Below are 13517 nucleotides of genomic sequence, written 5' to 3' on the forward strand. Positions count from 1 at the left end.
TTTACTATAATCAATAATATTTGCACTAGAACCAAGAAAAATATTCAGACATATTGCAGTCTGAATATCCTTCTTATTACACACTTTTCTTTTTTGAAGTTTTCTCATAACTATCCCAACATTCAATATTTTCAAGCCCTTTAATGTTTTCTTTATAAAAAATAGGATCTTTACCAGCTTTTTTCTGGTTTATATAATCTTGTAACGCCGCAAATGCTACTTTTGAAAGTAAGGTAATAGCAATTAAATTAATAATAACCATAAAGCCCATAAATAAGTCCGCTAAATCCCATACAATTTGAATCTTTGCAACAGAACCAAATACAATCATAGCCAACACACTTATTCTGTATATCATTAACCACACTTTACTTGTATGTAAGAAGCGAATATTTGTTTCACCATAATAATAGTTGCCAATTAACGCACCAAATCCAAATAAAAAAACAAAGATAGCAAGACAACCCGATGCCCAAGGACCTATGTGTTCACTTAATGCTGCTTGTGTAAGTGCAATACCATTTAATCCCGGTTGTTTATATGCATCAGACAGCAAAATAATAAAGGCAGTGCTAGTACAAATGATCAGTGTATCCGTTAATACACCAAATGCTTGAATCAGTCCTTGTTTCACCGGATGACTTGTTGTTGCTGTTGCGGCAACGTTTGGTGCACTTCCCATACCAGCTTCATTTGAAAATAAACCACGTTTAACTCCATTCATAAGTGCTGCACCAATTGAACCGCCTGCTATTTGTTTAAAACCAAATGCGTTTTGAACAATAAGAGAAAGAACTTCCGGCATTTTTGATATGTTGGTAACTACAACAAATAATGCAACTCCAATGTATAATACCGCTAAAAATACCACCTTGTATTCAGCCATTTTTGCAATACGTTGTACACCACCAAAAATAATCGCAGCGAAAGCAATGGCCATGATTATCCCAACTGTTAGACGATCTGTACCAAATGAGTTTTGAAAAGCAATTGTAACTGTATTTGATTGTACTGAATTGAATACAAGACCAAAAGTAATTGTGATTAAAATAGAGAATAATACTCCCATCCAACGTTTATTCAACCCTTTTTCCATATAATAGGATGGACCACCGCGGAAACCAGTTTTATCTTTTACTTTATATATCTGTGCTAATGTGCTTTCGACAAAACTAGATGCCGAGCTGATAATAGAAATAATCCACATCCAAAATACAGCTCCAGGACCACCTAATGCAATTGCAATCGCAATTCCTGTAATATTCCCTGTTCCAACGCGGGCTGCCATACCAATACAAAACGCTTGAAAAGGAGAGACTTGATCTTTAGCACCACTTTTTCCCTCCATTAATACACGGACCATCTCTTTTAACATTCGAAACTGTACAAAATTCAATTTAAATGTAAAATAAATTCCGCAAATAACAAGCATAATAATTAACAATTTAGACCATAAAAAATCATTTGTTGATCCGACTAACTCTACAAAAAATCTTTCCATATTATCACTCCATACCAAAAATTTATCTATCATAATCTATATAAAATCACCTATATTCCTTGGCATAAATACCTCATTCATATTCAAATACAACAAGGATAAAAATTTTCTATATGAATAGAATTGGCCTGTTTAAACAAACATCGCAACACGCAACTACAAAACTGAATCTTCTAAAAACTTACCGTTTATACACACGATGCTCTATCCCCTTCTGCAAAACTAATATTCTTATCCACTAATGTTGTTGTACTATTATGTTTGTTTCATTTACCGGTGATTTACATTTAAATCATAATAATCAATAGTGATTAACTGGTTTTTTGTTAATTTTCTTAAGAACATGGAAATATCTCCTTTCTTACTACTAATCTCAAAAATAGGCTAGGTAAAAATTTCACGAAAACCTATAAAGCGCTTTCAATCTTTAACTAAGAGAAGCTTGTCTTTAATTTATAATTAAAAGTACAGAATGTTACGAAAAAGTACAGATTTTTATAAAAACAAAAAAATATTTTAAGATTTTTCATCTAAAAAAACAGTTAGATTTTGTGAATTTTATACAGTATCCAAACGTCACAGATTTTGTTCTACCTATCCTTTGACAAGCCTCTATTTTCTTCATAAAAACATGCATACTTTTTCTCTTTTAGAAGTTCATATAAAGTATTTGAAATCAAGAATCAATAGAATATTATAAGAATATTAAAAAAATAAAGCATTTAATTTATTTATGGTATCATACAAAAAACATTTGTTTTCTCAATTAATCCCCTAGTGAGATTTGTTGAATATCTATTATTAAATGTATATTTCCTTTGCGTTTCATTCTACTAACATAGATTACAGGTGGTGTATTGTGAAAGAAATAGTATTCGTTCAAAGTAAAAAAAGACTCCTTATGAAATTCGAATTTTTAAAAAAGGATTTAGTACTTACCATTTCACTGATACTAGCAATTGTAAGCTGCTTAATACATTCGCCAAAGATCGAATATATTAACTTTGAAGTGTTAATTAGCTTATTTAATCTAATGGTGGCCATTAAGGCCTTGGAACAGCTAAAAATATTAGACAAACTTGCCGTTGCGATTTTAAATAAATGCAATAACAGCAGGTCAATATCTATTATTCTAATTTTGTTATGCTTTATTTGCTCCATGTTTGTAACAAATGATGTCGCTCTCCTCACTTTTGTTCCAATAACACTTGTCATTAGTAAAAAAACACAAATGAACATGATGGATACAATCATCCTGCAAACAATTGCGGCAAACATCGGCAGTAGCTTGATGCCTATGGGAAACCCACAAAATTTATACTTATATTCTTACTATGGAATTAAGCTCATCCCATTTTTAGGTTCAATCCTGCTTTTAGCTGTACTTGGAATCAGTTTGTTATTTATATGTACTCAAAAACTTCAAAAAACAGATTTAAAAATAGAACTACCTGTTATTACCGTGAAGAATCGAAAAAAAGCTACCATCTGGATTTTGATACTTATCACTATCATTGCATCTATTTTTGGTGTCATTAATTATTACATTGCGCTAATAGTTACATTGATGGCAGCATTTACGTTAGATAGAAACTTACTATTTAAGATCGATTACTTTCTTCTAATAACCTTTGTCTGTTTTTTTATTTTTATCGGAAACATTTCCCATTCCGATGCGCTGGAGACATTTGCTCGCGCTAATTTAAGAGGAGATACTTCAGTCTTCTTTAGTTCCATATTCTTGAGTCAATTGATTAGCAATTTTCCTACTTCAATTCTTCTATCAAACTTTACTTCTGATTGGAAAGCTTTATTACTAGGAGTAAATATTGGAGGGCTTGGAACAATTATCGCATCTTTAGCCAGTGTAATTTCCTATAAACTATTCACTCAGGCCAATGGTAAAGAGAGTAAAGCGTATTTAATTAAATTTAGCATTTACAACTTTTCATTTTTAATCATACTTACATGTATACAATACTTTATCTTTAAATTTCTAAAAATTTTTTAAAAAATTGATTACTTTAAAAAAACCCAAATATCTCAGCATTAAATTGAGAAATTTGGGTTTTAATATAGGTATGTTTAAAGAGCTACAACAAAGTTACCATCAATTTAATATTTTAAGATGTTCTCAAAGCGAAAATCTTTTAGCTTTTACGTTATTTATTAGAATTCAGTTCATTTTTTATGTACTCAGTTATATAATAAATGACTGAATTTATAGGGTAATAACTTTCAATTAATAATAGAAATATAACTTATTACAATGTTATTTCATTTTTGAAGTCCTCTTCACAAAATCCTTAATGTCCCTCAATTTTTTTCCGCTAATATTATCTTTGATCGTTGAATCTATGTCATTTTCAATATAAAAAGTTTTATTCTTAACCTTTGTTTCAAATTTATATTTATTTTTATCCCAATTTATTAGATTGCTCTTTAGGTGTGCAATATTTCTTACATCAAATTCAATCATAAAAGGTTCTAAAGCTGGATAAAAATGTCCAAGTTTATTATTTTCTTTTAAAAAAACTATATATGTCTCCTCGGATTTTGGTTTTATATACAATGGATCTTTATTTTCTACTTTTTTAGTAAACACTTTCGTAGCACCTTTCAGAATGATTCCATTTTTATCAATGATTTCATTACTTTCCTCTAATACGAGATTTTCTGAATATCTATGATTTATTAAGATTTCATTCTTTACATAGTCCCCTTTTAAGATTTCTTTGACATGAAAACTAAACAAATGGCCTTCAACATCTTCACTTTGAATCTCATGTGATGAACTGTTTGCCATATTCCATTTAGAGTATAAGCCGTCATATTCACCTAGTACAATAACGTCTGCTTCTTCAACCATTTCGCTTAAATGATTTGTAGTTTTGAATGTCTTATTTAATACTATAGTTTCAGAATTCGATGACACGCTAGACACTCCTGCCACATCTATACTGGACCAAATTGTTTTACCAATAATAATTAAAAAAGTAAATATGAATAAACATAGACACCATTTCATTGCTTTATATTTATACATTATAATAAAGTCTCCCTAAATTATATTTTCTCAATACAAAATATTCTAAATGTTAATTAAATATTAATCCAAAAGAAGAGAATGGTGCTATAATTCTCTTGTTAAAAATAATCTTTGGAGGGATAATATGAATTTTAAAAAAGGGATTACTGCATTTTTATTAGGTACTGTGTTTGTTTTTTCAAGCGTTGGCGTTTCAGAGGCTTATGTAAAAGAAGGATGGAAGCTGCCTTCAAAATCAGCTACATATAAATGGGGAGACAGATTAGACGATGGTTCAAGTATCATCAAATCTGGTTGGCAAGCTGCCGATTCAGCCTGGTACACTGCTTCTCGTATTAATTTTACAGTTTCCTCTTCTTCTGTGAACACATTAAACTCTTGGTTTGAAAGTTCCTCTACTTATTATGGAAGAATGAAGACATCTTATAATACATCCACTAAAAAAGTAACGAAATTTGCTGGTGATATTAACGCAGGTAATACAAATATTACAAAATCAAATGTTGCTAAAAGTACAGGAGTCCATGAGTTTGGTCATGCAATAGGAATAGGTCACAACAGTGGTACTTCAATTATGAACAGCAATCGTAATCGTACTACTATGCATGTCCCTCAAACTGACGATAAAAATGGTGTAAATGCAATCTATTAACAGAAAAAGGAGATGATTTCTTAATGTTAAGTAAAAAAGCAAAAACTATGGTAATTGCAATACCTTTGGCTACAGTAATTGGTTTGGGAGGATATTCAGCATTTAATAGTCACTTCTCCCCTGTTGCTGAAGAAGATAAGAATACCGAAACTGTTATTCTCAGTAAAGATTTCCCTGCTACAAGTGATTTAAATCAAATGATTAATGAAGCAGATCTAGTTGTAATCGGTGAATATGAAGGTCTTGACTCTAAGTGGAATATGGCACGTAATCCAAGTAATCCATCGGAAGAGGACAAAGAAAATTACGTTGAAGGACATCTATATAATTTCAACATTTCCGAAACAATTAAAGGTGTGAATGAAAATAAACAAATAAAAATCAATCATCGTTTCGCTGAAACTGTAAAACTTGAAGATTCTAATGCAGTTGTTGCACCAGATGGCACAGTTACAAAAAAGGCTACTAAGATAACTACTAAAGAGGTGCAAAATAAGGATCCTTTATATATCGAACCTATGGTTAATAAAAAATATATGATGTTTTTGAAGAAGGATCAATTATTTGGTAACTACTACGGAGCAATTGAACCATTCGCAATTACCTTTGATGAAAATAACAAAGCAGACCTTCAGACAAACATAGAAACTATTAATGAAAGTAAAATGTCTTCCAAAGCACAACTTGCAGGAAAAACAATTGTATTAAAAAATGAAATACATGAAACTATTACTGACAATATTAGCGGTAAGACCCTTGATGAATTAAAAGAACAAGTAAAACAAAAAAACAAGTAATAATTATAACTTATATTGATTTTCCCTATTTCATAAGATAATTAAAATTAATTTATAACTGTTATTACAGATTAAAGAAAAATCATTTTTTTCACCCAAAAGCAAAGCAACTGCCTATCAAATTTTTTAGTAGGCAGTTGTTCAATTATTAAAATAAAGTACCATACTGTTTAATTAAATACTATTTCCAAAACAAAAAAGTAAAGGTTTTCAATTCACTTGAGCTTTCTTGTCTCTAATTCATATATTCTTCTAAATTTATTTTTTGTATATCCCCAAAAAAAATCCTACATAGCGCATGTACCAAGATTCATCTGCATAACTAGTTACATTCTCCTTTTTCTATTGTTAATAGCTTCACAATAAAAGCTGTTAAACGGAAAAAGTGGGAAGTCTTAAATTAGACTTCCCACCTTATATAAATTTACAATTAGTGACAATACCCATACAAATACAATAGTATATATAATAATCACTCATTATATGTGTTGCTCTTTTAACCGGCCAATGTAACCCCTTAGCCATCCTTCATGATTGACTTGATTGTTTCTAGATACTTAATCCCTCTATACTCTTTCAAGCGGTAATCCATTCCGATGGAAATTACAAATGACAAAATTTATCCGTTTTTCCTACTTTCTAAATTCAGCAAGTAAAATGTTTTTAAAAACTTCCGGGTTATTAAGGTTTAAACTGTTCGAATTGATAGCGAGTGTATGTTTACCTCCAAGTGTTCCACCAGCAAAAGTGGAAAACCCTGGAACGGCCCCCCTGTGTCCCCATACCGAGACACCGTTCGGAAGCTTAATTTCAAGTATTCCAAGACCATATCCGGTTCCCTCTCTATTTGTAGGGACTGTAGTAAGCATTTGTTTTAGTTGCTGTTCCTTCAATAATTTGCCACCTAGTAAGCAAGAGAAGAATTTGTTTAAGTCGTCAGCAGTAGAAATCATATCTCCATCCGAGCTACCTGGGTTAATATAAGTAACATCTTTTAGCTCACTCGCTCCGTCTAGTTGCAAATAGCCACGGGCATGCTTGGTGCCTGGAATCACGCTTGAATTACCAGGTAGAAATGTATTTGACAAATCAAGCGGTTCAATAATCCGATTTTCAACCTCTTCCGCATAGCTGTTTCCTGTTACTTTTTCAATAAGGATTCCTAGTATTACATATCCTGTATTTGAATAAGACCAACCCTTTCCTGGGGCAAAGTCTGGGGGAAGTGAAATCCCCATCTTTACAAATTCTTCAGCCGTATACGATTTTTTTATATCCGTAATATCAAAGTCTTTTGAATTTATATAGTCAGCAATACCACTTGTATGATTCAATATTTGCCGGATCGTAATCTGGTTACCATCATATCCGTTTCCTTGAATAACACCAGGTAACCATTTTTCAATGGAGTCGTCTAGATTCAAACGGTTCTCTCCAGATAATTGAAGTAGAACTGTTGCAATGAACGTTTTCGTCACACTGCCAATGCGAAAGCGAAAATCTGCTTTCATTGGTTTCTTAGTTTTCAGATCTGCTACCCCAGCACTATAACTCCAAGTTTTACCCCCCTTAGAAATTTTAGCGAGTATTCCCGGGTATCCAAGTTGCAGTTCATCTCGCATTGCTTTCTTAACGGAAGTACGATCGCTTTTCGTACTTGTTTGTAACGAACTAGATACATTTTGCGTAGATTCTGCTTTTACAATTGATGTTGGTGTTATGTATAACAGGGAACTTCCACCTATTAAAAGTGCTAGACTTGCACATGTAATTTTACTGCTTGTTTTCATAAAGAATTCCTCTCTTCTATTAAAATCGTATTGATGGTTAATAACTATGTCATATGCTAACCACACAGCTATCAACTCTCCCAATGATAAAAGTCAACACTGAATTTGCAATCAACGTACTAATCATTATTTTCACAAACACCATTGTGTTCTAACAATCTCTAAATCACTCTTTTTCCACATACATATTAACCATAGAAATTACTTCTTTTCCTTAAAACACTCTTGTTACTGATTATTTGTTTTATATGTAGGCCGTACTTTTCCCCCCCCTTCATGCCTCCTTATATTTTTATCCTACACAATGAAAATCTCTTTTTTCTTACCTATTCCTTACAAATTCCTTACATACAAAATCACTTCTACAATAGGATTGAAGTAGCATCTGTGCCCGAAAGCGCAAAAAACACCGATGCTTTTCGCTTCAGTGTTTTTGCGCTTTACATATTGAAGATTCGTTTTACTCTTAACAGGTTAAACTGCTAATTTTTTCTAATGCGATTATTCTGCTTGCTATATAGAACAAATTTCATTGTGTTATATGAAACACTATGAAATTTGTCATTAAGGCACATGATTCTAAATTTATTGATGTACTTGAGATGGACTCACTTTTTGAATTTGAACAAGTATATCAAACGCTTTACCTAATGATATATCAACAGTTTTTGGTATATCAGGCCCTTCGGTAGTTATTCCAGCGAAAATTGGATGTTGTTCGTTTAACCAAGTTTTTGTCACGCCGTTCGCCTTACGTAAATCAATAAAAAATTGATCTTTTTTGACCTGTCCAAAAATGTAATTATAACTGTTTGGATCATCCGATTTTAATGTTCCATAGGGGCCAAATTCACCATTGCTATTCTTCACATTGTATTGTCCTTCATAAACTGACGTTCCAATAGATACGTACCGTTTTCCGTAATATTCTGCTAAATGCTGCCCTGCTACTTTAGGGTATATAAAAGAAAGCATATTTGTTTTCGAAACGTGTCCATTATGTCCCCATACAATGGTTTTTCCTAAATGTTCTTCAGTCCACTTCGCATTTTCATACATTGCAATATCATGTTTCAAATAAAAATCCGCTGGTTTATCAGGAGGTGTCGCTAACATTGTAGTAAACTGTTCAATAATACGAGCATTTTGCTTTATCCATGCAAACTCTTTAGATTTCCCATTTAAATAGCTTTTATTTTCCTCTAATAAAGCACTAATTTGTTTAGCATCTAAAACATACTTTTCTTTTTCTTCTTTCGTAAGGCTTTCAAAAGTATTCATATCCTTTGTTACAGGAATAAGCCCTTTTATCTTCTCTTCTACTCTAGGCAATAGTTTTGAATTATTTGCTTTAATATATTCTATTATATTATTATAAACATTTTCGTTTACTGATTGAATGTCCATCCCGATGACACGTACTTTCGATTTATGTTTTGGATTAGCATTATATTGCCGAATCCAATCAAGTAAATCTAGCATTTCTTTCGTCTTAAATACAGGTGTTAGATGTTGGCTTGGGTTTCCCTTACCAGTAAGAACATATCGATCAAGTTCCAAGGCCCTGTCCCATCCCTCTTCTAAAACTAGATTGGTAAAGCCCTTTTCAGATACTAAATACTTAACAATGCGGTGTTTCATCGTAAAAACTTCATGAGCCCCATGCGTAGCTTCACCTAAACCTACAATTGAAGCTGAACCTACCATATCCTTAAGTGGTTTCAAATCATTAAGAGATGCAGTTGGATTAGTTGTTTTTAAAGGCTTTGCATGTGCTTCTAACCATTTCGCTATTTGATTTGTATTATAGGGAGCTGTAACAGAAACCTCTGTTTTCGAATCTGCATAAGTATTTCCTACAAAATGAGTCATTGTTATAGCAGAAACAACAATTGCAATAATCATTTTCTTTTTCATAAAAAACCTCCTGAAATATTTACTTATAGCTTTTTGACATACTCTGCCAACTTCCGTTTAAAACATTCATTTTCTTATTACTGTTAAGATACATTTATTCTAGTTCCTAAAACTCACTTATTTCTTAATAGGTTCTTAAGAAATTCTTAATTCACTTATACGAATATAAAACTAAATAAGCTTCAATTCATTGTATTGTAAATTCCTCATTGCATAACATTATAATGTACAGATATTCGTTATAAATGATGTTATCTAAAGTATTCAATTTCAGTATGTATTATTAACGTAGTTAATATATGGTTAATATGAAGTTCCAAATTTTGATTGTTTGTAGTCTCTTTATCATAGAGTTAATTTAGGGGTTATTTTTTGTTCACTTCATTTTTTTCGGCACTCTGCATCTAGACGGTATACCCATTGGCCACAGTTAGACTATTTCAAATCAAAAAAATAGATTACCTGCACACTAAAGAGTATAGCGCACAGGTAATCTAGTTGTTTTTGAGATTAATAAAAAACTAATTTATCTTTTGAATTCTTCCATCAATAATAGACTGAATTGGTTCTTTTGATTTTTTTATATAATCTACTAATGCTTCAAAATCAGTTGGTCCTGTTTCAGCATCTTTACCGTTTTTAAAGGATACAAATCCATCTCCACCTGAAGCTAGAAATGCGTTCGCAACGACGCTGTAAGTTTTAGAAGGAATAATTTCTTCTCCATTTGTTAAGCGAATACTTGTTACTTTTTCTCCATTAGGCTTGTTCGCATCCCAAGTGTATTGGATACCTGAAATTTGAAGCATTCTTGTTATGTCTTTTTGCCATTGTTGATTTAAAATATCACGAATGTCTTGACCTGTTAAATTTACTTTTATTAATTGATTTCCGAATGGTTGAATACCATATATCTCTCCCCATGTAATATCACCAGCATCTAAGTCATTACGAATACCACCAGGATTCATAAGTGCAATTTGGGATTGCATTGTTGTACGCTGAGCATCAGCAACTAAATTTCCAAGAGTAGATTCACCAGCCATATTTTGTTTGCGATCTAGTGGAGCGATAGACTTACCTACAACTTCATTAACAAGAGGTGCGATTTTTGCTTGATATTTCTCCATCTTCTTCTTTATTTTTTTATCAGGCTCTATGCCTTCATGATAAGTTGTAACAATTTCTGCTTTTTTCTCAACAATATCTTGTGTCTTACGATCAATCTTTACATCAACATCAGCAAAAGCCATACCATAAGAATTTGCTTGTACGACAAGTTTATTATTAACAGTTCCATTTACATAGGTGTGGCTATGGCCACCAAAAATAACATCGACTTCTGGATCAGTCTCATTTGCTAATCGGACGATATCACCATTTGTTACGCCGTTCCCATCTGTTATACCTCCGTTATGTGCAAGAACAACGATAGATTTAACGCCTAGTTTTTTTAATTGCTTTACGGATTTGTTAATAGCTTCAACTTCATCTGTAATTTCTACATTCTTTAGCATAGTAGGCATAACAAGGTTAGGAACATCCGTTGTTACGACTCCAATAAAGCCAACAGGAACTCCTTGTACCTTTTTTATAGTGAATGGTGGTAAAAATAAACGACCGGTGGATTTATTATAGAAATTTGCAGCAACATATGGGAATTTTGCTCCTTTAAAATTTCCTGTTTTCTCATGGTATCCACCATAAATAAGGCGGTTCATTTCTTCAACACCTTCATCAAATTCATGATTTCCTATCGTTCCAACATCGAATTTCAAATCATTTAGAAATTCAATTGTAGGTTCGTCTTGTAATAATGCTGAAACAGGAGTACTTGCTCCAACAACATCTCCAGCATGTACCTTTAATGTATTTGGATTTTGTTTTTCACGATCACGTAAATAAGCCCCTAAGTACTCAATTCCCCCTGCATCTTTATTGTTAATTTTTTTTACAGTGTCTAGTTGCCCATGAAAATCGTTAATACCGAGCATTTGTACATCTATGTAGCGATTTTGTTCTGTACTTGCTTGGATTGAAGGCGCAGCAAATACACTAGTAAAAGTAACTGTACTTAATGCTAAAGCAACTGGAATAATTTTTTTCAACATAAAATTTCTCTCCCCTAATTAAAATCTGACATAATACGATGTTATTTTAATATATTAAGAGAATTATTTCCATAAAAATTCTACCAATTATAAAAATTAATAAGATTTTATTGTTTTCTGACAAGATATTTCTTCCTCAAAAAAATGTATATTTCTTTGTTTTGAGGATTATTCAAAATATTATCTTGATAGTAATATAGCAATACATCTAAAAGACCTAAAAAACTCTAAACAATAAATTTTTGCTGTTAAGAAGAATATTCAATTCGAAACTAATGAAGATTTATCAACCTAACATATCAATACCACCATTTAAAAAGATGCTCCTGGATTTATCCAAGAGCATCTTTTATAAATCTTTATTTTTTACTTATTTATAATTTATCAACTAACAATTATATAGTTGTAATCAGTCCTTTAAAAATAATAGGAGTGCTTCATTAAATTCTTTAGCATGCGTTGCATTTAGCCCATGTGGACCACCCTTTATTAAGGCTACTTTAGAATTAGGAATTGCTTCATGTGTTAATTTCCCACTATATTCATATGGTACAGTTGCATCAGAATCACCGTGAATAATAAGAGTAGGTATATTAAACTTCTCCAAGTCTTTTCTAAAATCTGTCTTACTAAAGGCGGTAATACAATCAAGTGTTCCTTTAGGTGATGCACTGGCTGCAATATCCCAATTATATAAACGGAATGGCTCACTAACTAAATCTGTTCGATTACCAGCCGCGAAAAATCCCTTAGTAAATTCATCAAGAAATGCAAGGCGGTCATTTATCACACCACTTTTGAATGCTTCAATTGTTGCATCATCTAAGGCCCCTTCAGGATGATCCTCTGATTTGTATAAATACGGAGGAACTGCCCCAGCAAAAACAGCCTTTTCAATACGATCTGTTCCATACGTACTAATATACCGGGCTACTTCGCCTCCACCCATAGAAAAACCAACAAGTGTGACATTTTGAAGCTCTAAATGTTCTAATAGTTGATGTAAATCAGAAGTAAAGGTATCATATTCATACCCTTCCCACGGCTGAGATGATTGTCCAAATCCTCGACGATCATATGTTATAACTCTGTATCCAGCCTCAACAAGAGCGGGAACTTGGTATTCCCAAGATCGACCACTTAACGGCCAACCATGAATGAGTACAACTGGTTTTCCTGTGCCATGATCCTCATAATATATCTCAATTGGTTCTTGCTTTTCGGTTCCTACAGTAATTTTAGCCATGCTTCTACCTCCTAAAAATATTCCAATATGTATCCTTTTCTTCAATAATCTGGATGAACGTCATAACCTATTCATGCACGTTTATGTTGTGAATTCTAAGTATGAAACTCTATTGTTCCAATGCATTCATTTTCTCCTTTTGGAACAATCCCCCCTCTAATACCTTTTGCATCATAAAATAATTACTGAACATTACTCCTATTCAATTGTAATAACAAAAATAGGTGACTATCAATATCGTTCTATCTATAGGATGTATAGGTAAAACCAATCTATTTTATAGTGAAAACAACTATAGTTACGACCTATACAAATTATAGATAATTTAGAATTGATTAACGAATCAGTTTTCAAATACTATAAATTTGTATAGCACTTCATGTTCTGTGAATGCTGCTATAACCAATATTATTGGTCAGCTTAGTTATAAACGAAGAAACTTATGATAGTATCC

General features: G+C 32.2%; 9 protein-coding genes. 3 read left to right on the top strand and 6 right to left on the bottom strand.

All coding sequences use genetic code 11. From position 1 onward, the window contains the following. Positions 1-76: 76 nt before the first annotated feature. Positions 77-1501, bottom strand: a complete 1425-nt coding sequence (locus tag ACTFO4_RS12900) for an alanine/glycine:cation symporter family protein (protein WP_000439281.1) — start codon at positions 1499-1501, stop codon at positions 77-79. 859 nt (positions 1502-2360) lie between these two features. On the opposite strand from ACTFO4_RS12900, the gene ACTFO4_RS12905 reads away from it, so the two are divergent. Then, positions 2361-3512, top strand: a complete 1152-nt coding sequence (locus tag ACTFO4_RS12905; RefSeq protein ID WP_000659305.1) for an anion transporter — start codon at positions 2361-2363, stop codon at positions 3510-3512. 261 nt (positions 3513-3773) lie between these two features. On the opposite strand, the gene ACTFO4_RS12910 is transcribed toward ACTFO4_RS12905, so the two are convergent. Continuing rightward, on the bottom strand, positions 3774-4547 hold the full coding sequence (locus ACTFO4_RS12910; RefSeq protein ID WP_000280045.1) for a hypothetical protein: 774 nt from the start codon (positions 4545-4547) through the stop codon (positions 3774-3776). A gap of 127 nt (positions 4548-4674) precedes the next feature. Between ACTFO4_RS12910 and ACTFO4_RS12915 the strand changes: the two genes are divergently transcribed. Further along, entirely contained in the window at positions 4675-5202 is a 528-nt protein-coding gene (locus tag ACTFO4_RS12915; protein ID WP_001009605.1) for a matrixin family metalloprotease, read from the top strand. A gap of 23 nt (positions 5203-5225) precedes the next feature. Next, positions 5226-5999, top strand: coding sequence for a hypothetical protein (locus ACTFO4_RS12920; RefSeq protein ID WP_000949362.1), 774 nt, complete (start codon positions 5226-5228; stop codon positions 5997-5999). Between the two features lie 632 nt (positions 6000-6631). Here the strand turns inward: ACTFO4_RS12920 and ACTFO4_RS12925 are convergent. From ACTFO4_RS12925 to ACTFO4_RS12940, 4 genes are all read right to left on the bottom strand, one after another. Then, positions 6632-7789 carry a serine hydrolase domain-containing protein gene (locus ACTFO4_RS12925; protein ID WP_098583007.1) on the bottom strand — a complete coding sequence of 386 codons (1158 nt, stop codon included), beginning with the start codon at positions 7787-7789 and terminating at the stop codon, positions 6632-6634. Between the two features lie 585 nt (positions 7790-8374). Then, a complete protein-coding gene (locus ACTFO4_RS12930; protein ID WP_332284291.1) occupies positions 8375-9706 on the bottom strand; it encodes an erythromycin esterase family protein in 1332 nt (443 codons plus the stop codon). A 521-nt stretch (positions 9707-10227) separates the two neighbouring features. After that, entirely contained in the window at positions 10228-11817 is a 1590-nt protein-coding gene (locus tag ACTFO4_RS12935) for a bifunctional metallophosphatase/5'-nucleotidase (RefSeq protein ID WP_000913780.1), read from the bottom strand. 409 nt (positions 11818-12226) lie between these two features. Continuing rightward, the gene (locus ACTFO4_RS12940) at positions 12227-13063 is read right to left on the bottom strand and encodes a bromoperoxidase (RefSeq protein ID WP_001074300.1); all 837 of its coding nucleotides are present in this window, start codon (positions 13061-13063) and stop codon (positions 12227-12229) included. Positions 13064-13517 lie beyond the last annotated feature (454 nt).

Source organism: Bacillus cereus group sp. MYBKT14-1 (assembly GCF_051915185.1).
Classification (GTDB): domain Bacteria; phylum Bacillota; class Bacilli; order Bacillales; family Bacillaceae_G; genus Bacillus_A; species Bacillus_A cereus.

Bases quoted from the DNA above. Each gene is read 5' to 3' on its own strand.
- ACTFO4_RS12900 (WP_000439281.1), bottom strand. From the start codon at position 1,501: ATGGAAAGATTTTTTGTAGAGTTAGTCGGATCAACAAATGATTTTTTA.
- ACTFO4_RS12910 (WP_000280045.1), bottom strand. From the start codon at position 4,547: ATGTATAAATATAAAGCAATGAAATGGTGTCTATGTTTATTCATATTT.
- ACTFO4_RS12915 (WP_001009605.1), top strand. From the start codon at position 4,675: ATGAATTTTAAAAAAGGGATTACTGCATTTTTATTAGGTACTGTGTTT.
- ACTFO4_RS12920 (WP_000949362.1), top strand. From the start codon at position 5,226: ATGTTAAGTAAAAAAGCAAAAACTATGGTAATTGCAATACCTTTGGCT.
- ACTFO4_RS12925 (WP_098583007.1), bottom strand. From the start codon at position 7,789: ATGAAAACAAGCAGTAAAATTACATGTGCAAGTCTAGCACTTTTAATA.
- ACTFO4_RS12930 (WP_332284291.1), bottom strand. From the start codon at position 9,706: ATGAAAAAGAAAATGATTATTGCAATTGTTGTTTCTGCTATAACAATG.
- ACTFO4_RS12935 (WP_000913780.1), bottom strand. From the start codon at position 11,817: ATGTTGAAAAAAATTATTCCAGTTGCTTTAGCATTAAGTACAGTTACT.
- ACTFO4_RS12940 (WP_001074300.1), bottom strand. From the start codon at position 13,063: ATGGCTAAAATTACTGTAGGAACCGAAAAGCAAGAACCAATTGAGATA.